This is a genomic window from Allosphingosinicella sp. (assembly GCF_036387615.1).
Classification (GTDB): Bacteria; Pseudomonadota; Alphaproteobacteria; order Sphingomonadales; family Sphingomonadaceae; genus Allosphingosinicella.
Map to the genome: position 1 here is coordinate 37470 of NZ_DASVTH010000031.1, position 25258 is coordinate 62727.

Annotated in this window: 24 protein-coding genes and 1 tRNA gene; 10 read left to right on the forward strand and 15 right to left on the reverse strand. The window is 66.7% G+C overall.

What is annotated here, in order from left to right; translation table 11 throughout:
- Window positions 1–7: 7 nt before the first annotated feature.
- Window positions 8–256, reverse strand: coding sequence for a hypothetical protein (locus VF631_RS05760; RefSeq protein WP_431849324.1), 249 nt, complete (start codon window positions 254–256; stop codon window positions 8–10).
- A gap of 161 nt (window positions 257–417) precedes the next feature.
- Between VF631_RS05760 and VF631_RS05765 the strand changes: the two genes are divergently transcribed.
- The 3 genes from VF631_RS05765 to amaB all read left to right on the forward strand — a co-directional run bounded on the left by VF631_RS05765 (window position 418) and on the right by amaB (window position 3939).
- Window positions 418–1209, forward strand: coding sequence for a DUF72 domain-containing protein (locus VF631_RS05765; RefSeq protein ID WP_431849325.1), 792 nt, complete (start codon window positions 418–420; stop codon window positions 1207–1209).
- Window positions 1206–2357: an aminotransferase gene (locus tag VF631_RS05770; protein ID WP_431849326.1), complete on the forward strand. Its 1152-nt coding sequence runs from the start codon at window positions 1206–1208 to the stop codon at window positions 2355–2357. Before VF631_RS05765 ends, VF631_RS05770 begins: the two co-directional genes overlap by 4 nt.
- Before the next feature lie 61 nt (window positions 2358–2418).
- Window positions 2419–3939, forward strand: coding sequence for an L-piperidine-6-carboxylate dehydrogenase (gene amaB, locus VF631_RS05775; RefSeq protein ID WP_431849327.1), 1521 nt, complete (start codon window positions 2419–2421; stop codon window positions 3937–3939).
- Here amaB and VF631_RS05780 read toward each other — a convergent pair whose 3' ends face one another.
- Window positions 3940–4662 (reverse strand): extensin family protein, encoded by a 723-nt coding sequence (locus VF631_RS05780; RefSeq protein WP_431849328.1) that lies wholly within the window; start codon window positions 4660–4662, stop codon window positions 3940–3942.
- A gap of 79 nt (window positions 4663–4741) precedes the next feature.
- Here VF631_RS05780 and VF631_RS05785 point away from each other — a divergent pair, with 79 nt between their 5' ends.
- Window positions 4742–5662 (forward strand): class I mannose-6-phosphate isomerase, encoded by a 921-nt coding sequence (locus VF631_RS05785; protein ID WP_431849329.1) that lies wholly within the window; start codon window positions 4742–4744, stop codon window positions 5660–5662.
- A gap of 22 nt (window positions 5663–5684) precedes the next feature.
- On the opposite strand, the gene VF631_RS05790 is transcribed toward VF631_RS05785, so the two are convergent.
- Together VF631_RS05790 and VF631_RS05795 are read right to left on the reverse strand one after the other, a co-directional pair.
- A complete protein-coding gene (locus VF631_RS05790) occupies window positions 5685–6440 on the reverse strand; it encodes an NUDIX hydrolase (protein WP_431849330.1) in 756 nt (251 codons plus the stop codon).
- 53 nt (window positions 6441–6493) lie between these two features.
- Window positions 6494–6569 (reverse strand) — tRNA-Ala (locus tag VF631_RS05795).
- 218 nt (window positions 6570–6787) lie between these two features.
- Here VF631_RS05795 and VF631_RS05800 point away from each other — a divergent pair.
- The 3 genes from VF631_RS05800 (at window position 6788) to VF631_RS05810 (ending at window position 9950) form a co-directional block, all read left to right on the forward strand.
- A complete protein-coding gene (locus VF631_RS05800) occupies window positions 6788–7981 on the forward strand; it encodes a DUF2171 domain-containing protein (RefSeq protein WP_431849331.1) in 1194 nt (397 codons plus the stop codon).
- A 170-nt stretch (window positions 7982–8151) separates the two neighbouring features.
- Window positions 8152–9144 carry an NADP-dependent oxidoreductase gene (locus VF631_RS05805; protein ID WP_431849332.1) on the forward strand — a complete coding sequence of 331 codons (993 nt, stop codon included), beginning with the start codon at window positions 8152–8154 and terminating at the stop codon, window positions 9142–9144.
- Window positions 9141–9950: an aldo/keto reductase gene (locus VF631_RS05810; protein ID WP_431849333.1), complete on the forward strand. Its 810-nt coding sequence runs from the start codon at window positions 9141–9143 to the stop codon at window positions 9948–9950. The genes VF631_RS05805 and VF631_RS05810 overlap by 4 nt, the downstream gene beginning before the upstream one ends.
- 1 nt (window position 9951) lies before the next feature.
- On the opposite strand, the gene VF631_RS05815 is transcribed toward VF631_RS05810, so the two are convergent.
- The gene (locus tag VF631_RS05815; protein ID WP_431849334.1) at window positions 9952–11415 is read right to left on the reverse strand and encodes a UdgX family uracil-DNA binding protein; all 1464 of its coding nucleotides are present in this window, start codon (window positions 11413–11415) and stop codon (window positions 9952–9954) included.
- Window positions 11415–12659: a putative DNA modification/repair radical SAM protein gene (locus tag VF631_RS05820; RefSeq protein WP_431849335.1), complete on the reverse strand. Its 1245-nt coding sequence runs from the start codon at window positions 12657–12659 to the stop codon at window positions 11415–11417. Before VF631_RS05820 ends, VF631_RS05815 begins: the two co-directional genes overlap by 1 nt.
- 211 nt (window positions 12660–12870) lie before the next feature.
- Here VF631_RS05820 and VF631_RS05825 point away from each other — a divergent pair, with 211 nt between their 5' ends.
- Complete coding sequence (locus VF631_RS05825) at window positions 12871–13998, forward strand: AI-2E family transporter (protein WP_431849336.1); 1128 nt, start codon at window positions 12871–12873, stop codon at window positions 13996–13998.
- An 8-nt stretch (window positions 13999–14006) separates the two neighbouring features.
- Here the strand turns inward: VF631_RS05825 and VF631_RS05830 are convergent, their stop codons facing one another.
- The 3 genes from VF631_RS05830 to VF631_RS05840 form a co-directional block, all read right to left on the reverse strand.
- A complete protein-coding gene (locus tag VF631_RS05830; protein WP_431849337.1) occupies window positions 14007–15518 on the reverse strand; it encodes a peptide MFS transporter in 1512 nt (503 codons plus the stop codon).
- Window positions 15519–15588: 70 nt separating this feature from the next.
- Window positions 15589–17568 carry an AAA family ATPase gene (locus VF631_RS05835; protein ID WP_431849338.1) on the reverse strand — a complete coding sequence of 660 codons (1980 nt, stop codon included), beginning with the start codon at window positions 17566–17568 and terminating at the stop codon, window positions 15589–15591.
- Window positions 17569–18020: 452 nt separating this feature from the next.
- Window positions 18021–18239 (reverse strand): dodecin, encoded by a 219-nt coding sequence (locus VF631_RS05840; protein WP_431849339.1) that lies wholly within the window; start codon window positions 18237–18239, stop codon window positions 18021–18023.
- A 114-nt stretch (window positions 18240–18353) separates the two neighbouring features.
- On the opposite strand from VF631_RS05840, the gene VF631_RS05845 reads away from it, so the two are divergent.
- On the forward strand, window positions 18354–20102 hold the full coding sequence (locus VF631_RS05845; protein ID WP_431849340.1) for a DUF885 domain-containing protein: 1749 nt from the start codon (window positions 18354–18356) through the stop codon (window positions 20100–20102).
- 148 nt (window positions 20103–20250) lie between these two features.
- On the opposite strand, the gene VF631_RS05850 is transcribed toward VF631_RS05845, so the two are convergent.
- Genes VF631_RS05850 through VF631_RS05865 form a run of 4 tightly spaced genes read right to left on the reverse strand, consistent with a single transcriptional unit; the run spans window position 20251 to window position 22227 of the window.
- Window positions 20251–20652, reverse strand: a complete 402-nt coding sequence (locus VF631_RS05850; RefSeq protein WP_431849341.1) for a hypothetical protein — start codon at window positions 20650–20652, stop codon at window positions 20251–20253.
- A 58-nt stretch (window positions 20653–20710) separates the two neighbouring features.
- Window positions 20711–21187 carry a hypothetical protein gene (locus tag VF631_RS05855; RefSeq protein WP_431849342.1) on the reverse strand — a complete coding sequence of 159 codons (477 nt, stop codon included), beginning with the start codon at window positions 21185–21187 and terminating at the stop codon, window positions 20711–20713.
- A gap of 3 nt (window positions 21188–21190) precedes the next feature.
- Window positions 21191–21739: a demethoxyubiquinone hydroxylase family protein gene (locus tag VF631_RS05860; RefSeq protein WP_431849343.1), complete on the reverse strand. Its 549-nt coding sequence runs from the start codon at window positions 21737–21739 to the stop codon at window positions 21191–21193.
- Window positions 21736–22227: a disulfide bond formation protein B gene (locus tag VF631_RS05865; protein ID WP_431849344.1), complete on the reverse strand. Its 492-nt coding sequence runs from the start codon at window positions 22225–22227 to the stop codon at window positions 21736–21738. The genes VF631_RS05860 and VF631_RS05865 overlap by 4 nt, the downstream gene beginning before the upstream one ends.
- A gap of 226 nt (window positions 22228–22453) precedes the next feature.
- On the opposite strand from VF631_RS05865, the gene VF631_RS05870 reads away from it, so the two are divergent.
- Entirely contained in the window at window positions 22454–22615 is a 162-nt protein-coding gene (locus VF631_RS05870; RefSeq protein ID WP_431849345.1) for a hypothetical protein, read from the forward strand.
- Between the two features lie 41 nt (window positions 22616–22656).
- Here VF631_RS05870 and VF631_RS05875 read toward each other — a convergent pair whose 3' ends face one another.
- Window positions 22657–23997: a S41 family peptidase gene (locus tag VF631_RS05875; protein ID WP_431849346.1), complete on the reverse strand. Its 1341-nt coding sequence runs from the start codon at window positions 23995–23997 to the stop codon at window positions 22657–22659.
- 90 nt (window positions 23998–24087) lie between these two features.
- Entirely contained in the window at window positions 24088–25227 is a 1140-nt protein-coding gene (locus VF631_RS05880; RefSeq protein WP_431849347.1) for a GNAT family N-acetyltransferase, read from the reverse strand.
- Window positions 25228–25258: the final 31 nt, after the last annotated feature.

Genomic DNA, 25258 nt, shown 5'->3' on the forward strand with positions numbered 1-25258 from the left:
TGCGATCTTACGCCGCGAAGGCGTAGGCGGCTTTGCGGTTTCGGCTGTGACTGCCTCCGCCGCTGATCGCGTCCACGAGCGGAAGCGCCGTGGAGCAGAAGCCGCATTCGGCAAGCTGCCGGCCGACATACCAATGCGTGCGGCCGCAGCCGGGGCAATGATTGACCTGGTTGGGCCGATACACGGCATGGTAGCCACGGGAGGCGACTTCGTGCGGGAAGAGAGTGCTGCTGGCGGACGCGGATGACGTGAACATCGACCTTACTCCCTGTTGTGTTCTGGCCGTAACGATCCGTGACTCGGTTTTCTCCACCACGGGAGTCGAGATTTGGCGACTGTGATTCGCAAGCCACAGATCGGCCGCGCAATGGCCTTTTCCGATTGCTGGGCGCGGGTGCGCGGCCTAGGCGTTCGGCCATGGTCGCGGGATCGATCCATGTCGGCGTCGGCGGCTGGGACTATGAGCCCTGGCGCGGAACCTTCTACCCGCCTGGCCTGCCCAAGGCCCGCCAGCTCGAGCATGCCGGGCAAGTTCTGACCGCCACCGAGATCAACGCGACGCACTACAAGCTGCAGAAGCCGGAGACTTTCGAGCGCTGGGCCAAGTCCGTCCCGGACGGCTTCAAATTCGCCGTCAAGGCCTCGCGTTTCTGCACGAACCGCAGGGTGCTGTGTGAAGGCGAAGAAGGGATTGCCCGCTTCTGCGCGCAGGGGCTGACCGCGCTGGGCGACAAGCTCGGCCCGATCCTGTGGCAATTCATGGGAACCAAGAAGTTCGAGCCCGACGACTTCCGGGGCTTTCTCGAGCTCCTGCCGCGGGCCCAGGACGGCGTACCGCTCCGGCACGTGGTCGAGCCGCGCCACGACAGTTTTAAGACGCCGGAGTTCGTCGAAATGGCGCGCGGCGCCGACGTCGGCATCGTGTTCGCCGACAGCGCCGACTACCCGCTGATCGCGGACGGGAGCGGGGGCATCGTTTATGCCCGGCTCCAGCGCTCACGGGCCGAGCTGCCCAACGGCTACTCTGACGAGGAACTCGATCGCTGGGCGGAAACGGCCAAGATCTGGGCAAGGGGCGAGAGCCCACCCGACTTGCCGTACCTCGCCGATCGCGCGCCAGGTGGTCCGCGCGAAGCATACATCTTCTTCATCTCGGGCGCGAAGGAACGCAATCCGCTCGCGGCTCGCACCTTGATCGAGCGGCTATGAACCCGCTCTTCGCCACGCTGCCGACGTCGATCTTCGCGCACACGTCGCAGCTTGCGGCGGAGCATGACGCCGTCAATCTAGGGCAGGGCTTTCCGGATTTCGGCTGGCCTGAGGACGTGGTTGAACGTGCGGCGGCGCTGCTGCGCGAGGGTCCGAACCAATATCCGCCGATGCGGGGGCTGCCGGTGTTGAGAGAAGCCCTGGCGGAACACTATCGCCAGCACCAAGGCGTGGCCTGCGCCGTCGATGACATCACCATCACGTCCGGCGCGACAGAGGCGCTCGCGGCGGCGATCCTTGCGCTGGTCTCTCCGGGTGAGGAGGTCGTGCTCTTTCAGCCGCTCTACGACGCCTACCTGCCGATGGTGCGCCGGGCGGGCGGGATGCCCCGGCTGGTCACCCTGACGCCGCCGGACTGGCGCATCACGGCCGAGGCGCTCGATCGTGCGATCGGGCCGAAGACGCGGCTCCTGATCTTCAACAATCCCCACAATCCAACCGCGCGCATGTTCGACGATGCCGAACTCGCGCTGGTGGCGCAGGCGTGCGTGCGCCACGACCTGATTGCCCTTAGCGACGAGGTTTGGGAGCATGTCGTGTTCGGGGGCCGCGCGCATCGCCCCTTGTCCACGCTGCCCGGCATGGCCGAGCGCACGGTCAAGGTCGGGTCAGCCGGCAAGATTTTCTCGCTGACCGGCTGGAAGGTGGGCTGGATCCTGGCGCCCGCGCAGCTCGCCTCGCCCATCGCCAAGGCGCACCAATATGTCACGTTCGCGACCCCGCCCAATCTTCAGGGGGCCGTCGCCTATGGGCTCGGCAAGGCCAGCGATTACTACCTGGCGATGCGAAGCGCGTTCGAGCATGCCCGGGACGCGATGGTAGGCGCCCTACGCGCCGGCGGCTGGGCGACGCTTGCCGCCGAGGGCACTTATTTCGTCTGCCTGGACCTCGCCGCATCGGGGATAGAAGCCCAGGACGTGACCTTCTGCGAACGAGCCGTCCGTGAGGCGGGCGTCGCCGCGATTCCGGTCTCGGCCTTTTACGACACGGAGGCGTCGTCGAACGTCGTTCGCCTCTGCTTCGCCAAGCAGCCCGGGACCATCGCCGAGGGTGTGGAGCGACTCAGCGCCGCGCGCGACCTCTTCTGATCCCGGGGATCGTGCCGAAGACCCGCTTTCGCGGGGCTCAGGAGTGAACCATAGGGGCGCCATGAATCAGAACTTCAGTTCCCCCGCCGAAGCCGCTGCCCTGCTGGATCGGCTCGGCGTGGCCGCCCCGCAAGGCGATCTCGTCAGCCACTCCCCCGTTGACGGCCGGGCGATCGGGGCGGTGCGTTCCGCCTCCCGCGACGAGGTAGCGGCCGCCGCCGAGCGAGCGCAGCAAGCATTTCTCGCCTGGCGGATCGTGCCGCCGCCCCGCCGCGGCGAGCTGGTCCGGCTTTTCGGCGAGGTTCTGCGCGAAAACAAGCAGGCGCTCGGCGCGCTGGTGAGCCTCGAGGCCGGCAAGATACTCCAGGAGGGGCTCGGCGAGGTCCAGGAGATGATCGACATTTGCGACTTCGCGGTGGGGCTGTCGCGCCAGCTTTACGGCCTGACGATCGCCACCGAGCGGCCAGGCCATCGCATGATGGAGACCTGGCACCCGCTGGGCGTGGTCGGCATCATCTCCGCGTTCAACTTCCCGGTCGCGGTGTGGGCCTGGAATGCGTGTCTCGCCTTCGTCTGCGGCGATGCGGTGGTGTGGAAGCCGTCCGAGAAGACGCCGCTGACGGCGCTCGCCGTGCAGACGCTGTTCGAGCGCGCGGCAGAGCGCTTCGGCGATGCGCCGGCGGATTTGTCGAGTGTCGTCCAGGGCGGCCGCGAGGTCGGCGAGGCGTTGGTCGACCATCGGCTCGTCCTCCTCGTCTCCGCGACCGGCTCGACGCGCATGGGCCGCGAGGTTGCCCCCCGCGTATCCGCGCGGTTCGGCCGGACGTTGCTGGAGCTGGGGGGCAATAACGGCATGATCGTCGCGCCGACGGCCGACCTCGAGCTTGCGGAACGCGCGATCACCTTCGCGGCCGTCGGGACGGCCGGGCAACGCTGCACGACCTTGCGCCGTTTGTTCGTGCATCGCGACCTCTACCACCGGCTGGTGCCGCGCCTCCAGGCGACTTTTTCCGCGGTCACCGTCGGCAATCCGCTCGATGCTGGAACCCTGGTCGGGCCGTTGATCGACGAAGGCGCCTTCGACGCGATGCAGGCGGCGCTGGCTCAGGCACAGGCGGAAGGTGGCCAGGGGAGTGGAGGCGAGCGCCTGCACGCGGAAGCCTTCCCGGACGCCTTTTACGCGCGCCCCGCAATCGTCGAGATGCCGGCGCAGAGCCCCATCACCATGCGGGAGACCTTCGCGCCGATCTTGTACGTGATTACCTATGACGATTTTGGAGCCGTGATTGCCGAGCACAATGCGGCGCCGCAGGGCCTGTCCTCCTCCATCTTCACCAACGATCTGCGGGAGGCCGAGCTGTTCATGGGTCCGGCCGGCTCCGACTGCGGCATCGTCAACGTCAATATCGGGCCGTCGGGCGCCGAGATCGGCGGCGCGTTCGGCGGCGAGAAGGAGACGGGCGGCGGCCGGGAAAGCGGCTCGGACGCGTGGCGGGCCTATATGCGGCGCGCAACCAACACGGTGAACTACAGCCGCGACCTGCCGCTCGCCCAAGGCATCGACTTCAAGATCCGGGGCTGATCACCGGCAGGCCCGCCAACCCCATTCGCCGCGGTCGGCCTGGTCGAAATGGAAGTGGTCGCGGTGCGCAGCGTTGTAGTCGGGGGAAAGCACAGTCGCGAAGAGCGGACAGGCGCCGTCGCGTATCTCGCGGAGGAACGCGGCCTTGTGATCCTGATCCTTCCAGTCGCCCAGCACACTGATCCGGCGCCCGTCCTCCAGCCGAAAGGCTGCGATGTCCAGAGCGTTGGCGGTAGCGTGTTCGCTCCACGGAGCGTCCGAACGGCCCCGCATGCGTCGGCACTCGTAGCTTCCCCAATGCTCGATTCTCTCGACCTTAGTGCCGAGATGGCGGATCGCGGCCGGCTGGACGACGTGCCACTCCCACAAAGCGAGCGCCGCCGCGACCGGGCAGCTGGTGCCGAGATCCGCCGGCGCATATGCCACGTCGAGGGCGCCGCCGGCCCGCAGGCGCACGGCGTTCCGATAGCCGCATTGAGCCCCGTCCGCACGCGCCGGCAGGGCGACGAACCTCACGCCGGCCCGGCGCAGCAAGGCCCGGCACTGCGGCCCTTCGCCGTTCAGCGCAGCGAGCTTGCGCCCGGTAAAGGCGCCGATCGGCTGGGCGAGATCGAGCCTGGTCCAGGGCATGTCCTCCGGATGCTGGCGCGCATATCCGTAGAGCAGCAGGCCCCCAAAGGCGATCAGGCCGAGCAGCAGCAGAATCTTGAACGCGCGAAGCATCTTTTCGCCTGACGTTTGACCGGTTGTTAGGGTTGCCTGCCTAGAGGTCGTTTCCGGTGCCGATCAGCCGGAAAGACCTATGAACACCATTCGCCTCAATGCACGCAGGATCGAGAAGCCGTGGGGGCGGCGCGACATTCCCGCCATCTTCGGTTCCGCGACGCCCGATGGGGAACCGGTCGGCGAGGTCTGGTTCGAGGATCCGCGCGGAGGCCGGCCCGAACTCCTCGTCAAATATCTGTTCACCTCGCAGCCGCTCTCCATCCAGGTTCATCCGGACGCCGCCGCGGCCGACCCGCTGGGTTACCCGAGCGGCAAGGACGAAGCCTGGCTGGTGCTGGATGCGGAACCCGAGGCGAAGATCGGGATCGGCCTGCGCGATGAGACGGACGCGCAAAGTCTCAGGGAAGCGGCGACGGACGGCTCGATCGAGCGGCTGGTCGATTGGCACCCGGTCGCTGCCGGTGACAGCTTCTATTCTCCTGCCGGAACGGTCCACTCGATCGGCGCGGGGCTGAGCCTGATCGAGGTCCAGCAGAATGTGGACGTGACCTTCCGGCTCTACGATTTCGGCCGCGCGCGCGCGCTGCAGCTCGACGCCGCCCTGGCGGTGGCGCAGCCCGGCCCCTACACTCAGCCGCTCCAGCCCTATGTGCTGACGCCGGGGCGGGAAATCCTGGCCGATGGACCCGCTTTCGTGCTCGAGCGCTGGCGCGGCCCCGGCGCGGGGATGCTGCAGGTCCGTCCGGGCAAGCCGCTCTGGCTGGTCGGCGTCGGCCGCGGCGGACGGCTTGACGGCAAGAAGATCGAAGCCGGTTCAGCCTGGCTGGTCGAAGGCAGTGTCGAACTGGTGGCGGAGCCGCGCTCCGACCTGCTGATCGCCTATCCCGGACGAGGTTTGCGCAGCTTCGCCGCCTTCGCCTGGGAGACGCCCTCAGTCCTAGATTTCCGGCGTCGGCGCTTCAGGGACTCGCCGAAGGGCCTCAAGAAAGCGGGGTAGCCGTTGGTGCACTCTAGCGGGATCAGAAGCGCCTGGCCGTTTCCAGCGGCTCGGCGGTAATTGGATAACCGAGGTCCTCCGGGATGCACAACCAGCGGCTTCCCTCGCGTTCCTCAATCCAGGGCACCACCTTGCGCACGGGATGACGAATGGCATCCGCGCTCGCCTCATCCAGCGAACCGAAGCGGGCGAGCCGTTCGAGGTTGCGCCGGGTGGGGAAGATCGCGCGGGCCCTGCCTGCGGATATCTCGTCCAGCACGTCCGCAGCGCCCGCCCAGAGCGTGCGAACGGCCTCCGCCGGGGCGGCGCTCGCCTCCTGACAGTCAGTCGGTGCTTCAGCGAGGAAGAAGAAGGTGTCGAAGCGGCGCGCTTCCTTGAAGTTCGGGCACCAGCGCGCGAAGGGGGTCAGCACATTCAGATCGAATTGCAGCCGGTAGGCTTCGATCAATGCGGAAAAGGGCACCCCCTCGTCCAACTCCTGGCGAACCTGGCTGACAAGCTCGGGCGTGATGGGGCCGGACAGGGCAGGGCACAACCCGGTTTCCTCGATCGTCTCCCGAATGGCTGCCACTCGGGCGGGTGCGTGGTCCAAGCCGTTCCCGATCTTCTCGGCGACAAGCCAATCGTCGGCATCGATCCGGCCCCCCGGAAACACCAGGGCGCCGGCCGCGAACGCCATGTTCGCCGTGCGCTCGATCATCAGCAGCTCGGGCGGGCCCGCGGCGGCGGGGCGCATCAGGACCAGAGTTGCGGCCGGGATTGGCGGATCATCAATCAATCCGCGTCACCTTAGGCTGGCTTGCCAGCCGAAGCCCCGTCAGGGGCGAAGGCTGGTGGAGCTGAGGGGAATCGAACCCCTGACCTCTGCAGTGCGATTGCAGCGCTCTCCCATCTGAGCTACAGCCCCGCGCCTCTTTGGGCGAGGCGCTCAATAGCCGCGCACAGCCGCTTAGGCAATCGCGCTTTTGCCTCTCAGGGCTGGCCGCTCGTGTGCGCGGATCGCGCGACGAAAGGGGGTTCGGCCCCGGAACGAGCGGCTCCGTTTCTTCGTTTCCTTTCCGGATCGCGCGCGCGGGAATTCCGCGCGTCTTCTTGCAGCGAGCCGGTGTGAAAAGGAGAATTTTCATGGGCTACGAACGTGACCGCGACGACCGCTTCCGTGGGCGAGGCGAAGACGAGAACCGATGGCAGGGCAACCGCTACGAACGGGAAGGCGGCAGCTTTGGCAATTGGGGCAGCAACCGGAGCCGCGGCGACTGGGAAGATCGCGACCGCAACAATGCAGGCCGTGGACCGGGCAGCGATGACCGCGGCTTCTTCGAGCGTGCCGGCGAGGGGGTCCGCTCCTGGCTCGGTGGCGACGACGATCGGGGCGGCTCCGGGCGCGATCGCGGACATGATGAGGGCCGCGGCAACTGGAATCACGATCGTGGGCAGGACCGCTCGCGCTTCGAAGGCGCTGGCGGCCAGGGCGGCGGTGGCGGCTATGCGGGCGATCGCCAGGCTTCGGCCGGCGGTGGCGGCGGCGGTGCCGCCGACACGTGGGGCGGCTCGGGCTTTGGCGGGCTCGATGACAATGGCCGGCGTTTCGATCGGATCGATGCAGGCAGCACCGGCACGCAGGGTGCGCATCCCATGTCTTCGCCAGTCGACGCCGGCTACGGCACGGGCGGCGGCATCGGCGCATCCGGCGGGATGGGCGGTGGCAGCTCGGCGCGTTCGGCGGCGATCATCCGCCAGGCCGAGCAACAGCAAGGTGGCCAGTCCGACTATCACGGCCAGCAATATGGCCAGCAGCGCAGCCAGCAATCCGGCTCCGGTCAGCAGTTCGGTTCGGGGGGCGCGCAGCACCATCATGATCACCATTATTCCGAATGGCGTCAGCGGCAGATCGACGAGCTCGACCGCGATTATCACGAGTACCGGCAGGAGCATCAGTCGAAGTTCGAGCAGGAGTTCGGAGGCTGGCGGCAGAAGCGGCAGTCTCAGCGCCAGCTGGTTGGCCGGGTGACCGAGCAGATGGAAGTGCTGGGCTCGGATGGTCAGCGTGTCGGCACGGTGGACAAGGTGGCGGGCGACCGTATCATCCTCACCAAGAATGACGAGAATGCAGGCGGCATGCACCACAGCATTCCCTGCTCCTGGATCGACACGGTCGAGGACCGGGTGACGCTCAGCAAGTCGGCCCAGGAGGCAATGAACGCCTGGACCAACGAGGACCAGAACCGCGCCTTGTTCGAGCGGCCGGACCAGGGCAGCGATGGCCCGCACGTGCTGAACCGCAGCTTCTCCGGCACGTACGAGGAGAAGAAGGACTGAGCTGTTCGGCAGCTTGGAGCGGGAAGGCCCGGCGGGAGACCGCCGGGCCTTTTCTTCATATCGCCAGCTTCCATTTCCTTGTCGTTGCCGCAAAAGGCGGGAGCCCAGTCCGGCTCCGCGCCTTCGAGCTGTCTGGTTCCCGCCTTTCGCGGGGATGACGAGGAGAGATCATGAACAAGACCCGCGCCTGGCATCTCAAGTCCCGCCCGACCGGCATGCCCCACATCGGCAATTTCGAGCTGATGGAGTCGGATCTGCCGCCCCTCGAAGACGGCATGGTGCGCGTTCGCAACGCCTGGCTCTCTGTCGACCCCTATATGCGCGGGCGCATGAACGACGTGAAAAGCTATGTGCCGCCCTTCCAAGTCGGCGCGCCGCTGCAGGGTGGGGCGGTCGGCAAAGTGGTCGAGAGCCGTGCGCCCGATCTGCAGCCCGGCGACACGGTCTTTCACATGCTCGGCTGGCGCGAGGAGGCTGTCGCGCCCGCGGGGGCCTTCAACAAGGTGCCGGCGATGGGAGTGGGCGACGAGCAATGGCTCGGCAATCTGGGCCTCACCGGCGCGACCGCTTATTTCGGTCTACTCCGCACCGCCGACGCGAAGGGGGGCGACGTCGTGTTCGTGTCGGCAGCAGCTGGCGCGGTCGGTTCGGCCGTGGTGCAGATCGCCAAGGTCAAGGGCATGACGGTGATCGGCTCGGCAGGCGGGCCGGAAAAGTGCGCCTGGGTGAAGGAACTCGGCGCCGATGCGGCGGTCGACTACAAGGCCGGGCCGCTCGTAAAGGCGCTTCAGGCGGCCGCTCCGAAAGGCATCGACGTCTACTTCGACAATGTCGGCGGAGACCATCTCGACGCCGCGTTCGCCACCGCGCGCAACAACGCCCGCTTCGCCATCTGCGGCATGATCGACAGCTATAACGGTGGAGAGCCGGCCTCCTTCCGCTACATCATGCGGGTGATCTCGGCGCGGATCAGCATCAAGGGCTTCATCTACACTGACTATATGTCCGAGATGAGCCAGTTCTACGCCGAAATGGGCGGCTGGATCGCGGCCGGTCAGGTGAAAAGCCGTGAGACGGTGAGGGCAGGCTTGGAGGCCACGCCCCAGGCGTTTCTCGACCTGTTCACCGGCGGCAATACGGGCAAGATGCTGGTCAAGTTGTGAGCGCGACCGTGCGCCTGAACGACGGGCGCGAGATGCCGCTGCTCGGGCTCGGCACCTGGCAGCTGCCGGACGAGGACGCGTCCGCTCTGGTCCGCACCGCGATCGAGGCCGGCTATCGGCTGATCGACACCGCGGCCCTGTATCGCAACGAGCGCGGGGTTGGGGAAGGCGTGCTTGGCGCCGAGGGCGTCTGGATCACAACAAAGGTTTGGAATAGCGATCATGGTGCCGACCAGACCCGGCGCGCAGTCCGGGAAAGCCTGGATCGGCTCGGTGTGGGCTCGATCGATCTTTACCTCATCCATTGGCCGGCGCCGCGCGCCAACCGCTTCGTCGAAACCTGGGCGACGCTGCTCGAGATGCGAGACGAGGGCCTGCTCCGCTCGATCGGAGTGTCGAATTTCAACATCGATCATCTCGAGCGGATCGAGCGGGAGACCGGCGTGATCCCCGCGGTAAACCAGATCGAGCTCCATCCCGGTTTCCAGCAGCGCGCGCTCGCCGAATATCACCGCGCCAAGGGCATCGTCACACAAAGCTGGAGTCCGCTCGGGCAGGGCAACCTGCTGCGGGAGCCGCGCATTCTCCATCTGGCGGAGAAGCACCGCGCCGGCGCCGCGCAAGTGATCATCGCCTGGCACATCGCCCAGGGGTTCAGCGCCATCCCGAAATCCGCCAGCCCCGAACGCCTCCGGGCGAACCTCGGCGCGCTGGGGTTGCGGCTGGATGATGAGGACATGGCCGTGCTCGCCGCTATGGATGATCCTCAAGGCCGGGTCGGCCCGGACCCGCTTCACTTCGAATAACTCAGGCGAGCGCCTTTGCGCGCTCGCCGATCGCCCGCAGGTCCTCCACGAAGCGGGCATATTCCTCTTCCTGCCGGTCTTGAACCCTAAGCAGGAAGCTCGGGTGGACGGTGACCCAGGTCTCACCTCCGTCCGCGGCGCGATGCGGCTTGCCCCGCATCGCGCCGATGGTCACCGTCTTGCCGAACAGCGAGCGCGCGGCGGTGGCGCCGAGCGCGACGGTGACGGGCGGCTTGATCAGCACGCGCTCCTGATCGATCCACCAGCGGCAGGCGTCGATCTCCGGCCCGCCCGGCTTGGAATGGATACGCCGCTTGCCGCGCGGCTCGAACTTGAAATGCTTGACCGCGTTGGTGACGTAGGTGGTGGAGCGGTCCACGCCCGCTTCGCCGAGCGCACGGTTGAACAGCTGGCCGGCGGGGCCGATGAAGGGGCGGCCGGCAAGGTCCTCCTGATCGCCCGGCTGCTCGCCGACGAACATGATGTGTGCGTCGAGCGGGCCCTCGCCGAACACGGTCTGGGTGGCTGGGCCGTAGAGCGAGCAGCGCGTGCAGGCCTTGGCGTCGGCGAGCAGCGCTTCCCAAGCGCCGAGCATGTTGCCGCCGGGCTGGAGCGCGCGTTCAGCCTGACGGGCCTCCGCCTCGCCCGCGAGCGCCAGTTCGAGGTCGCGACCGCTTTCCGGGATCGCCTTGCTCCGTGAGCGCTCCACCATCTCCAGCTCCCTGCCTCTCGCACCTGCGATCAACTCCCCAACCAACGCGGTTTCGGGCATGTTTTTCCAGTATTTCTTGGGCATCTCCTTGGTCATGGCCTTGATCTTCAGCCGCGCCGGATTGAAAATGGACGCATAATAAGTCTTCCAGGTCTCCTCGATGGGATCGCCGTCCGGCGCATCGGCGCGGGTCGCGCCCGGGCTCTCGGTCAACCTCTCGCAGTCCCAGTGAATGCAAAGCTCAGGCGTCAGGATCGACCAGCGCATCACGGCGAAGCGACGGACGAAGAAGCCGGCCTCGCGCCGCACGATGTGATTGTCCGGCTCGAACCAGGCGACCATGCGGACGCCGCCGTCGTCTTCGACCTCCCGGAACCGAACAAAGGCATGCATCTTGTGCGCGTCGCGGCGCACCTCCTTCGCCATGCGCTCGAGCCGCTGCACGAGCGGATCGGCGCGGTCCTCCATCGCCTGGCGGTTGTCGCGGATGCGGCAAAGGAGGGCGTAGAGCAGGCCGAAACGTTCCGGCTCGCGGTGGCAGACGACGAGTGCAGCCAAGTCGAGGAAGGGTTTCGGGACGGAGAAGGTGGGCCGCGTTGGCGGCGGCAGCTGTTGCGCGCCTCCGAACAGGCTGCGGATTGCGCCGACCGCCCAGTCCACCTGCGACGGCGGGACATCGGCCAGCGCCAACGCACGCGCCGCCTCGCGCCAGCCGTCCAGATCGTCCTCCGCTTCGAGCCGAACCACGAGCATCAGGCGGCGAACAGCTCCATCTGTTCCACCTTCGGCTTGAGCTGCTGAGCCAGATCGGCGCGGTCTGTCAGCAGGGTCGGGCGCCAGCCGTCGGCGACGATGAACGGACGCACCTTGACGACGGAGACCGTCAGCCGCGCGACATCGTCCAGGCTCAGCCTCCGCCAGCGACGGGAGGTCAGGATGCGGTCCACCGCCTTCACGCCAAGGCCGGGAATGCGGAGCATCAGCTCGCGCGGTGCGCGATTGATGTCGACGGGGAACTGGCCCCGGTGCTTCAGCGCCCAAGCGAGCTTCGGGTCGATGTCGAGCGGGAGCATGCCGCTCTTGTCCGTCGCTTCCGCGACTTCGGCCGGCTTGAAGCCGTAAAATCGCATCAGCCAGTCGGACTGGTAGAGCCGGTGCTCGCGCATCAGCGGCGGCCGCTGGAGCGGCAGAACAGCACTGGCGTCCGGAATGGGAGAGAATGCCGAGTAATAGACGCGGCGGAGCGAGAAGCGGTCGTAGAGCAGGCTCGCCTTGGCGACGATCGCGCTGTCGTTGGCGTCGTCTGCTCCGACGATCATCTGCGTGGATTGGCCCGCGGGCGCGTAGGTCGGGGCGGACTTGAAGCGCTTCTTGGCGTCCTTGCCGTCCTCGATCGCAGCCTTGAGCCCGCCCATCGCGCCTTCGATCTGCTTGCCGTCCTTCTCGGGGGCGAGCCGCTTCAAGCCGGCGTCGGTCGGCAATTCCACATTGATCGAGACGCGATCGGCGTAAAGGCCGGCCTTGTGGACCAGCTCGGGATCGGCATCGGGAATGGTCTTGAGGTGGATATAGCCGCGGAACTCGTGGCCATCGCGCAAGGAGCGCGCCACCTCGACGATCTGCTCCATCGTGTAATTGGACGAGCGAATAATGCCGGAGGAGAGGAACAGGCCTTCAATGTAATTTCGCTTGTAAAAGGCGAGGGTGAGCTCAACCACCTCCTCGGCCGTGAAGCGGGCGCGGCGCACGTTCGAGCTTTTGCGATTTATGCAATAGTGGCAGTCAAAAATGCAGCTGTTTGTCAGCAATATCTTCAATAGCGAGATGCAGCGACCGTCCGGAGCGTAGGCGTGGCAAATGCCCATGCCTTCGGTCGAGCCGATCCCCTTCGCATCCGTGCTGTCGCGCTTGACAGTGCCGGAGGAGGCGCAGGACGCGTCATATTTGGCCGCGTCCGCCAGGATGGCAAGCTTCTGGCGTGTGTCGAGCTGAGCCATCGGTTCTACTTATGTTCGCAGGCGCCGAAAGTCCAGTCAGCGGGCGGAAAGTCCTTGTATCCAAGGCATATGCGCATGAGGTCCGCCCCGGGGAACGGGCTACGCAGTGCGTCCAAGCTTGGCCAGGTTAGGCGCAAAGCTGCAGGACAGCCTTTCCTGTTGGGCGCGGCTTCGGTAGCGGTGAAGCTGAACAGCTACGCCAGGAGAGCCGATGCCCAGCCAAACCGATCGCCCGGCCTCTAACCCCGGACCGAGCCCGTCCGGGCGCGATGGTTTCGAGCGGCGGGTGTTCCGCGCAACCGTGATCGTCCTGGCGACGCTCGCCGCGGCTTACCTGATGTGGACCTTGGTCGATCTGCTGTTGCTGCTCTTCGCCTGCGCGCTGGTGGCGATGATCCTGCTCACGATCACCAACTGGCTTCGTATCCGGACGAGGCTTCCGTTCGCGGTGTCGCTCGGCCTCACGGTCCTTCTGTTGCTGGCGCTGATCGGGGGCGCCTTCGCGTTCTTTGGCACGACCATGCAGACCGAGTTCACCGAACTCGCCACGCGTCTGCCCGCCGCCTGGGCTAATGTGCAGGCGCGGCTCGCGGAATCCCGCATCGGCGCCGCGATCCTGGAGCGGGCGCAAGGGCTTGCGCCGAGTGGCCAAACAATCGTCAACGCCGTCACGACCGCGCTCGCAACCGTGGGCGGGGCGCTGTCCGGACTCGTGCTGGTGCTGATCGGCGGCCTCTACCTTGCAGCCCAGCCGACCCTCTACGCCGGCGGCGTCATGCGCATGATTCCGACCGCGGCGCGCGAGCGGACGGCCGAAACGCTGGATGCGATCAGCGTGTCGCTCAAAAACTGGCTGAAGGGTCAAGCGCTCGGCATGCTGTTTGTGGGCGTCGGAACCGGGCTCGGGCTCTGGCTGGTGGGCGTGCCGGCGGCCTGGGCTATCGGGCTGGTCGCCGGGCTGGCCGAGTTCGTGCCTTATCTTGGCGTGCTGCTGGCCGGAATACCGGCCGTGATCCTCGGCTTCGGGCAGGGTACGGACACCGGTCTGTGGACGATCGGCGTGCTGATCGCGGTGCAGCAGCTCCAGGGCAACCTCGTCATGCCCTTGCTGCAGAACAAGATGGTCGATCTGCCGCCCGCCGTCACCATTTTCGGCATCATCGCGGCAGGCATCCTGTTCGGCGTTCCCGGCGTGCTGCTGGCGACGCCGCTCACCATCGTCGTGTTGGTGCTGATCCGCCGGCTGTATCTCCATGAGGACAAGCACGAAATGCTGGCGAGCGCAGAAACGGCCGCGCCGCCGCCGACGATCGTCGATCCGGATCGGGCAGCAAGCTAAGCCGCGGCTCAGGCCGGCAGCGGCTCGGCGTCCGATTGATCGAAGCGGCGGCCGATGAAGAAGCGGAAGAGCATGAAGGCGACCAGGCCGACGGCGGCGCTTGCGACGTGGAGCAGCCAGAAGGTCGGGGTGTCGAGGCTCGAATAAAGCTGGCCGACTTCCCCGACGATCTTGTTCGCGGCAAAAAAGCCGAGATAGTAGAGGCCGATCACGGTGGCGTTGATCTGCCGCGGCGCGATCTTCGAGAACAGCGCGAGGCTCACCGGCAGGATGCAGGCGAAGCCGATGCTGTTGACCAGGTGGAACATCAGCGGCCAGAACAGGCCGATCTTGCCGTCCCCTTGGGTAAGCGCCGCGATGTAGAGGCACAGTCCTCCCGCGATCGTGAAGAAGCTGCCGATGATCATCTTGCCGAGCTCGTCGGGCTCGCGGCGCTTGGTCCCGTACCATTTGAAGAAGGCGGCGACCGCGACCAGCATCGCAAAGCTTAGAGTTGCATCAATGGTGACCATCCAGCTCGTCGGCAGCGTGGTGCCGAAGAAGGTGAGCTGGAAGTGCTGGTCGGCCCAGATCAGATAGGCGTTGAAGATCTGCTGGTTGGTGAGAAGCGCGATGGCCATGGCCGGGATCAGCAGGACCAGTGCCAGCACGCGCGTTTTCTCGTCGCGGGCGAGTCCCCGCGTGAGAAGGAAGTAGAGCGGCACCAGGGCTGCCAGAGCGACGAAGATGCCGGCGACGAACACCACCCCGATCACGGCGACCACCACGAGGCTGGTCACCGCGATCGTGCCAGCAGTCTTGGCGGGGCCGATCGCTTCGCTTTCGCCCGGTTCCACGGGAAGGTGAGGGCGGCCGGCAAGGAAGATCAGGACGCCGAGCACCATCACGATGCCGGCGGTGCCGAAGCCGTAATGCCAGCCGACCTTCTCGCCGAGCGTGCCGGCGACGAGCGGAGCGGCGATCACGCTGACGTTGATCGCGATGTAGAAGATCTGAAACGCCATCGCGCGGCGCAGATCGTTGCTCCCATAGAGCGCCCCGACCTGGCTCGCAATATTGCCCTTGAACAGGCCGACGCCGATGATCAGCGCCAGCAGGGCGAACAGGAAGGCGCCTTCGAACGCCATCAGGAAATGCCCGATCGACATGACCACCCCGCCGGCGAACAGAGCGATGCGCCGGCCGGCGAAGCGGTCGGCGATGACGCCGCCGAGGATCGGGGTCAGGTAGACGAGCGAGCTGTAGTCGCCGAAAATGGCGGAGGAGAGCGGCTGGCCGCTGAGCCCCTCATAATGCCAGCTGCGCAGCCAATTGAGCCCGACGACCCCGTCCATCCGCTCAGGCACGAGCAGGTACTTGACCATGTAGAGGGTCAGCAGCGTCTGCATCGAATAGTAGGAGAAGCGCTCGCAGGCTTCGATGAAGCTGAGGTAGCCGAGGCCTTTCGGGTGGCCGAGGAAGGCGCGGTCGTTGCCGTCGGCGGCGATGTCGAGTTCAGGCGTGGCTTCTGCGACGGTCATGCGGTTCTCCGGCTGGAGCGGGCAGGTTAGCGGGAAAGTGCCCGCATGCCAGCCCTGCTGTCGGCGGGTCTCAGAAGCCGATTTGTCCGAACGCTGCGGGCTTGGCGCGGACTTCCGCTTCAAGCAGGCGGAGGATCATGGACGGCTCAGCGGCGGAGGTGAAACGCAGCTGGCGAGCGACGACGGCGAAGTCGCCGGGCGTGAGGCCAGCGATTTGGGCAAGCACGGGCGGCGGATCGGGCGCGAAGAAACGAGTCCAGGCGAGCGCCGAACGTTCGGGCCCGAGCGCATCAAGGCTGAGCTTGAACACGAAGCGCCGCATCGCCGCCGGGTCGAGCCGGTGGGGGTGGTTGGTGGCGGCGATGAAGGGGAGGGGATGCTCGTCCATCCAGGTAAGCAGCTCGTTGACCTGCGTCCGCTCCCAGCTGTGCCGCGCGTCGGCGCGGTCGAGGAGCAGCGAGTCGGCTTCGTCGAACAGCAGGACCGCGCCGTCGGCCCGTGCCTCGGCGAACGCGGCGGCGATGTTCGCCTCGGTACCGCCGACCCACTTAGAAAGCAGGTCCGACGTGCGCTTGACGAGCAACGGCCGGTCGAGCCGGTCGGCGAGATGCGCTGCAAGCGCGGTCTTGCCGGTGCCGGGCGGACCCGCCAGCAGCAGCGACATATCGGTTGGAGCGCCCGGGGCGGCGATCCGCGCGACAAGGTCGGGAATGGCGGGATCGCTTTCGAACAGATCAAGGTCGAGCGGCGCGGCCGACCGCATCGCAGGCAGATCGCCGCCGCCGCGCAGCCCGGCGAGCAGCGAACGGGCGACGACCGGCACGTCTTCGGCCTCACCGCCGGCCAATATCGCGGAGCGGATGGCGGCGCGGGCGATGCTGCCGCTCGCCGCTTCCCCAGCGACCAGGGGCTGCAGTTCGACGGCTGCATAAGGCATGGCCGCCTCGGCTGCGATGCGGGCGACGATACGCGCGCGGCTGCGGGCCGAGGGGTGCTTCATCGCGAGCACGTAGCTCATCCGGCGCATATGCGCGGGGTCGACTTCGTCGAGGCTGTTGCTGGTCCAGATCGTCGGGACCGGATTGGCTTCGAGCAGGCGGTTGACAAACAGCTTGGAGCCGGCGCGGTTCTGGCTCGCGCCGGTGCTGGGCGGCGCCAGCAAATCCTCCATCTCATCGAACAGCAGCACCGAGTCGGTGCGGCGGGCGAGCAGGCGGTGGGCGCGCTTCAGCGCATGCAGCCGGTCGAACCGGGTCGGCTCCTCGCCATCCTCGTCGGCCTCACCGACCGCATAGAGCCGGGCTCCGGCGGTTCCCGCGAGTGTGCGGGCGAACTCGGTCTTGCCGGTTCCGGGCGGTCCGTGGATGAGGATGTTGACGCCCTCAGCCTTGTCCGCGAGCGCTCCGGTGAGAAGGCGGCGCAGGAAGCCGAATGGCTCGCGCTGATCGGCGAAGGCCTCGGGCGGGAGGCTCGGCTCCTGCCGGATACCGGCCAACGCCTCGGTGAGTTGGTCCTCGTCGGTGACGCCGCGGTCGAGCAGGCGGTCGAAGCGCCAACTCAGGTCGAGGTCGATCTGGCCGGAGCGGCTGACCTCAATTTCGAGGAGGCCGAGCAAGACGGGCGAACTGCGGCGCACCCGGCCGGCCGCCGCCGATGGCTCCTCTCCAGCAAGGATGCCCGCGAGGAGGAGCAGGTCAGCGTCGGCTTGAACCAGGCGCAGGCGCAGCGCGGCGATGCGCGGTAGCCTTTGGAGCGCGACCGCAGCGCGGAGTAGGGCCGCGTCGAACGGATCGAGCGCGAGCAGCCGCGCCACCGCCTGCGCCGTCGCGAGCAGGCTCGGCTCACCGCCGTCATCGCCAAGTTCGCCCGAAAGGGCTGGCAGTGCGTCCCAGCCTTTCTTCCAGAACTTCTTCGTTTGCGGCAGGTGCGGCCAGAGGTGGCCGCGATGCTCCTCGATCCAGGCGAGCACGCTTTTGGCGGCGCCGCTGGATCCAGGACACAAGCTATGCAGCAGCGGCAGCAATTGCCGCAGCATGGTTTTCTCGCCCATGAGTCACCCGTCTCAGACCGAAGCGCACGCGCGACGGCCAGCATCATCGTCATTGGTGGGATGTCGCGCCGCCGGGTCCGGCCCGGCGGCAAGCGCGACTAACGCTTGGGCGAGGTCCGGACGGAGGCGGGCTCGAGCCCCGATCTGCGTTCGATGTTGAACACGGAAAGTCTCCGTCTCATGGGGCGGAATTGCCGCTGAGGAGCGCGCCTCTATGCGCGCCGGCGGTGCATGTCAAGATCATTGCCGTCCCGACATGAAAAGCCGGCCGGGAAGGCTCCTTCCCGGCCGGATATCGCCGCGGGGGATTGCCAGCCCCGCGGCGACGGGGACGGCTTCTCGATGACGTGGGCGCCGCATCGCCGCCATCGCAAGTCGGCGCAGGCATCGGCTGGTGCGGCGAAGGTGACGGGCGTCGACCAAAGGGACGTCAGGCGCGACGAAGGCGCGGGTCAGGCGCCTTCGTCGTCGAGCGTGAAGCCGATCTTCAGCGTGACCTGGTAGTGCGCGACACGCCCGTTCTCTATGTGGCCGCGCGTTTCCTTGACCTCGAACCAGCCCAAGTTGTGGACCGTCGCCGCCGCGCGTTCGACCGCCTTCTCGATCGCGTCGGAGATGCTGGTCGTGGAACTGCCGACGATTTCGATGATCTTGTAGACATTGTCACTCATGGGCGCGCTTCTCCTGGTCGAACGGAAGGGAGAACGGGGCCGAGCCCAATTCGTTTCAGCCGGGCTTGTGCGGCGCGGCCATGCAATGTCATCTCGCTCCTCAAGGAGAATGAGATGCGCCCGTTCCTGATTGCCCTGCTGCTCGCCTCGGCCGCGCCGGCCGCAGCGGCGCCCGCCGATGATCTCAGGCGGTTGCTAGACGAGCATTATTCCTGGCTGCTGCGCGAAAATCCGGTCGCCGCGACGCGGCTCGGTGTGCGCGATCATGATAGTCGCATCGAAGATATCAGCCCGGCGGCGAGGAACCGGCGGGCGGCGCAAGCCGCGGCCTTCCTGAAGCGGCTCGACGCTATCCCGGCGGCTCAGCTCAGCGCGGCGGACCGGACCAACCACGCCATATTGCGGCGCTCGCTCTCAGAGACGGTAGAGGCCAATCGATACGGCCAGCGCAGCATGCTGTTCACGACCTATTATGGGTGGCACCAGGGCTTTGTCGGGATGGCGACCGGACTGCCGTTCCGCACCGGTGCGGATTACCGCTCCTACCTTCGACGGATCGCACAATATCCGCAGCTCAACGACCAGGCGCTCGCCATCACCAGCGAGGCGGTGCGGGGCGGCTATGTGCTGCCCTGCTCGGTGCTCGGCAATTACGAGAAGAGCATCTCCGGTGTCATCGTGGAGGACGCGGCCAAATCGCGCTTTTACGAACCGTTCACGCGCGCCCGCCCCGCCGATTTGGACGAGCGCGAATGGGCGGCGATGCAGGCCGAGGCGCGCACGACGATCGGCCGGGTGATTAATCCAGCCTACGCCAAGCATGCCGGCTTCTACCGTGCCAACTACCTACCGAAATGCGCCAAGTCCGACAGCATCTCCGCCCAGCAGGGCGGGGCGGACTATTACGCCTTCCGGGTGCGCGAGGAGACCACAACCGATCTGTCGCCGAACCAGATCCACGAGATCGGCATGCGCGAGGCGCGGCGGATCAGGGCGGAAATGGACCGGGTGTCACGCCAGGCGGGGTTCGCCAGCCGCGAGGCGTTCATCCAGGATTTGCGCACCAATCCTGTCCACTATGCCAAGACGCGCGAGGAGCTGCTGGAGGCGACGGCGATCGTCACCAAGACAATTGACGGCAAAATGCCCAGCCTGTTCGGAATGCTGCCGCGGCTGCCCTACGGCCTCCGCGCGATCCCCGCCGAAACAGCGGAAGGAACGACGACCGCTTATTACAGCTCAGGCTCGCCCGAAAGCGGGCTTGCGGGGACTTATTACGTTAATACCTCCAAGCTGAATCAGCGGCCGCTCTGGGAGATACCGGCGCTCAGCCTGCACGAAGCGGTGCCGGGCCACCATCATCAGATCGCGCTTCAGCAGGAGCTCGACTTGCCGCCCTTCCGGCGCAATTTCTCGAGCTTCACGGCCTTCACTGAGGGCTGGGGGCTCTACTCGGAGAGTCTGGGGCAGGAGATGGGCCTGTACGATACGCCGGCCAAGAAGATGGGCCAGCTTTCCTACCAGATGTGGCGGGCGGCGCGGCTGGTGGTGGACACGGGCATTCATTCGAAGGGCTGGGACAAGGCTCGCGCGGTCGCCTTCATGCGCGAATGGACGGCTCTCAGCGAGGCCAACATCGACGCCGAGGTGAACCGCTACATCAGCTGGCCGGGCCAGGCCTTGGGCTACATGATCGGCAACATCCGCATCCGCGAACTGCGCTCGGAGGCGGAGCGGGCGCTCGGGGCGAAATTCGACCTGCGGCGCTTTCACGACGCGGTGCTGCTGCAGGGCTCCGTGCCGCTCGACGTCCTCGAGCAGCAGGTGCGGGAGTGGATCGCGGCGGAGCGGCGGCGGGCGTAGAGGGTATTCGAAATCAAGCTGAACATGTTCCGTCGGCCCGGACTTGATCCGGGCCAGGGCTGTCTGCTGACGGTGGTGCTCGAGGAGGTTAGCCCTGCCCCGGATCAAGTCCCCGGGGCGACGATGACTTGCTAAAGTAATCTGGACCCTAGTTGTTCGGCGTCGTCGCCCCTTGCTGCTTGCCGTCCATGCCGACGCGGCTGCGGTTGATCTGCTGTTGGAGGCAGCCGCTGGCGCCGCCCGGGCCGCTCGGTGAGCAGCTGCCGATGCCGGTTGCGGCGGCTTCGCGGGCCTCCTGATCGCGGCCGAGATTGCTGCGCACGGCGGGCGCTTCGGGATTGCGCGTGGTCTGGGGAATGCGATAGCGCTCGCTCTCGGGTCGGCGGGCGCAGACGACGATCTCGCCTGTCCCTCGCGGGCACGGATCGTTGCCGTAGACGATCACTCGGCGGACTTCCTGGCGCTGGCGATCGGCGCGCGACTGAGCCTCGACCGTGGCCGGGGCAAGCGCCGCCAGCAGGACGAGCGCGGCAGAAATGGTGGAACGCATGTTGCTACTCCGGAACTGTTTCCGGGAAAGCGGACGACGGCGCCGAACGGTTCCGGGCCTATTCCTCGCCTTTGGCGCGGCGCTCGTCTTCCTCGGCCTGTTCGTCGATCTTGCCGAGGCGCTCCTGACGGGCGGCTTCGATCAGACGGTTCCAGCTGACCGCATCACGGCCGCCGCGCTCGGCGCGATAGGCGTTGGCGAGCTCTGCGAAGCAGCCGCTGGCTCCGCCGGGGCCTGAGGGCGAGCAGCTCTGAATGCCGGTGCGGCCGACATAGGACAGTTCGATCGCCTGATTGGCCCAGCTGTTGTTGGCGGGCCGGCCGGTGTCCCGAAGGTTTTCCGGAATGCGATACCGGTCGTCGTCGGGGCGACGGGCGCAGACGGTGATCACCTCGTCCGTGCTGGCCGGGCACGGATCGTCACCATAGACGATCAGCTGGTTGATCTTCGGATCGTTCGGGCCGGCGGCGGTCTGAGCCGAGGCGGGAGCAGCGACAGCGAGCAAGACGACTCCGGCGGCGAAAGCGAGCTTCATGGGTCAGATCCTCTTGGAAAGGGCAATTGCGGCGCGGCAGCCGGCGCGAATGACGGCGGACAGGACAGGATAGCCGAACGTGCTCTCCGCGCCATGTTGGAGCGCGGTGTCGCGATGTTCGAGCTCTTCGGCCTGGAACTCGGCGATGGTGGCGCCGAGGTCAGGCTCGTCGTCGCCGAGCGCGCGGCGCTGCTCGGAATAATGCTTGTCGATCTCGGTCTCGACGGCGGCGGTGCAGGCCATTGCGGCGGCGGGGCCGATCAGGGCGGTCGCCGCGCCGAGCCAGTAGCCGGCGACGTCCCAGAGCGGATGGAGCGCCGTGGGGCGAATGCAGCGCTCGACCATCATCTGGTCGAACGTATCGAGATGCCGTTTCTCCTGCAGCGCCATATGCTCGATCAGGCGGGAGGTGGGGTGACGGGGCCCGAGCACGGCGAGTTGGCCGGCGTAGATGCGGGTGGCGCCATATTCGCCGGCCTGGTCGACGCGGATCATCGAAGGCAGGTCGGCACGGCCGTCGCCGGGCCGCCAACGTGGGGGCGCGGCGCTCATGCCGTCTCCGCTTTGGGTCGCTTCAGGCTCAACCATAGGATCCCCAACGCAGCAGAGATGGAAAGGATCGCGTTCCAGCCGGCCATGGATATGCCGAGGAAGGTGAATTGCACCTGATCGCAGCGGATCAGCGGCGCCGCCATGATGTCGGCGAGCACGTCCGCGCTTGACCCTCCGCCACCCGTCGACGAGCATTGCGTCAGGCCCTCGAAGATGCCGAGTTCGACCCCGGCGTGATAGACGCCGATGAGGCCACTGGTGAGGATCGCGAACGCGGCCAACCACACCATCGAGCGGCCACGATCGGGCGCTCGTCTCATCGCAAGAGCGATTAGCGCGAGTGCAACCGCGACGTAATGCGGCCAGCGCTGCCAGTGACACATCTCGCACGGGTGCAGCCCACCCAGATATTCCGACCCGAGCGCACCGGCGAGCAAAGCTGCGGGCACGAACAGCGCGAGCAGCCTTGCTTTGTCCAAACCCGTCACCCTGGCACCTCCGCCTGCCGCTACTAGCCTATCGGCCGGTGAAGCTGCAAACAGGCTGAACGTGATTCAAGGAGACCCAGGTGGCGCGAGGCCGGGATTGGAAAGCGCTCGGCTGCGCCGGTCTGGTTGGTGCTCTGATCGCGTTTCCGGTAGGGGTGACGGTCTCCCGAAGCGGTTCCGTCCGGGTCCCGAACGCCAGAAGGCGGTCGCTGGGCAGCGCGCACCCGTGTCACGTGACATGTACTCGCCGGCTGTGCTGAACGACCCTTATGTGGTCGATCAGCAGGTCAAGGTCGTGGAGGCGCTGGAGCGAAGCTGCCGCGAGCTGCGCGAGCATTGTGAAGAGGCTCGGGCCGCTCGGCAGCGGATCGAGGAAGTCAGCGACTAACTGCTACCGTAGACGCCCCGGCCGAAGCCGGAGCGTATAACTCAGCGCGAACCCGTCTTGGGCGCACCGCCTGCGGCCGCCTGCTGAACCTTCCCGAGCCGGCCGATCGTCTGCAGCGCGTAGTGGAGCTGGTAGTCGGTGATGCCCTGCTTCTTGAGCTGATCGGCCGTCATCGCGAAGCGCGGATCGGGCTTGCCGTCATCCTGGACGACCGCATCGTCGACCTTGACCTCATTGATCAGGTGACGGCGCAGATCGGCCTCGCGGAACTTGGGTCGCTCCTTGTAGTCGGGGTCGGACAGCTGCGGCACGGCGATGTCCGGGGTGATCCCGCCTTCCTGCACCGACTTGCCGGACGGCGTGAAGTAGCGCGCGGTGGTGAGGCGAAGCGCGGTCTGGTTGGTGAGCGGCAGCAGTGTCTGGACGGAGCCCTTGCCGAAAGTGCGCTCGCCCATCACGATTGCGCGGTGATGCTCCTGGAGCGCACCGGCGACGATTTCGGCGGCCGAAGCGGAGCCCGAGTCGACCAGCACGATCACCGGGAGGCCATGGGCCGCATCGCCCGGACGGGCATAGTAACGCTCGATGTCGCCCTTCTTACGGCCGCGCTGGGAGACAACCTCGCCACGCTCCAGGAACACGTCGGACAGTCCGACAGCCTGGTCGAGCAGCCCGCCGGGATTGGACCGCAGGTCGAGGATATAGCCGAGCGGGCGGCCGCCGAGCGACTTCTCGATCGCCGCCATGGCGGCGATGGTGTTGTCGGTCACACCCTTGTCGAAGCCGTTGACGTTGATGATGCCGATCCGGTCCTTGATCTCCCACTTCACCGTCTTGAGCTCGATGATCGCGCGGGTGAGGGAAACGTCGAACGGCTTGTCTCGGCCGGGGCGGACAACGGTGACCTTGATCGAGGTGCCGGGGCGGCCACGCATTTGCTCGACCGCTTCGTCGAGAGTGCCGCCGTAGAGAAGCTTGCCTTCCAGGTGCGTGAGGTAATCGCCGGCCTTGATACCGGCGCGGTGGGCGGGGGTGTCCTCGGTCGCGGTGATCACCTTGACGGTGCCGTCCTCCATCGTGACCGACAGGCCGAGGCCGCCATACTCGCCTTCGGTGGTCGTCATCAGGCTCTTGAAGCCCTTCTCATCGAGATAGCTGGAATGCGGGTCGAGCGCGTTCAGCATGCCGTCGATCGCGCCGCGCAGCAGGGTCTTGTCGTCGACCTGCTCGACATATTCTGAGCGGACCCGCTCGAACACGGTCATGAACTGTTCCAGCTCGCGATAGGTGCCGACATCGACGGCGGCGAAACCGGCGGTGGCGGCAGGAACGATCGCCACCGCGGTGACCAGGCCGAGCGAGCGGAAGAAATTGGAAGGCATGCGCGAGGGTCCTGTGAAGGAGGGCTGTGCGACGGACACTTATCTTGTTTCTAGCAGCGCGAAAAGCAACCGCGCGTGAATAGACAGACCTTACAACTCTTTCCGGAACGGTCCCATCTGGTCGAGCGCGGCGATGTCCTCGAAGACGGCGCGGCGCTCGGCCTCGAGATAGTGAGCCACCGCGCGGCGAAGCGCGGGATCGGCGAGGTAATGGGCCGAGTAAGTCGGGACGGGGCGGTAGCCGCGGCTGAGCTTGTGGGCGCCCTGCGCGCCGGCTTCCACGCGCTGGAGGCCGTGTGCGATCGCGAAGTCGATCGCCTGGTAGTAGCAGATCTCGAAATGAAGGTTGGGCACTTCGGCGACGGAGCCCCAATAGCGGCCGTAGAGCGCATCGGCACCGATCAGGTTGAGCGCGCCTGCGATCGGCTCGCCATCATGGAGCGCAAACACGAGCAGCAGGCGGTCCGCCATGCGCTCCCCGAGAAGGCTGAAGAAGGCACGGGTGAGATAGGGGCGGCCCCATTTGCGGGCGCCGGTGTCCTGATAGAAGACCCAGAAGGCGTCCCAGTGCCGCTCGCTGATGTCGGCACCCGTGACACGCTCGACCGTCAGGCCGTCGAGCGCGGTCGCCCGCTCCTTGCGGATCGCCTTGCGCTTGCGTGACGAAAGAGTGGCGAGGAATTCGTCGAAGCTCCCGAAGCCCTGATTGTGCCAGTGGAACTGGCTATCGATCCGGATCAGCCACCCCGCCTGCTCGAACAGCGGCACCTCATCTTCGGCGATGAAGGTGGCGTGGGCGGAGGAGAGGCGATTGTTGGCGACCACCTGTTCGGCGGCGGCAATGAGGGCAGGGGATAGGCTCGGGTCGCGGCAGAGCAGGCGGCGGCCGGGCACCGGCGTGAACGGCACCGCGATCTGGAGCTTGGGATAGTAACGCCCACCCGCACGGCCATATGCGTCGGCCCAGGCGTGATCGAACACATATTCACCCTGGCTGTGGCTCTTGACGTAAGCCGGCGCGAGCGCGGCCGGGCGTCCCTTGGGGCCATCGATCAGGATCGGCGCCGGCTGCCAGCCGGTCCGGGCGGTGGCGCTGCCGGATTTCTCGAGCGCGGACAGGAAGGCGTGGGATAGGAACGGGTTGTCCGTTCCCGCGCAGGCATCCCAGGCCGCAGAGTCGATTCGGGACACACCTGCGGCGACGCGCGCCACGACCTCGCGATCACTCACGATGTGAAGATCCCGGACGTGTCATTTACTC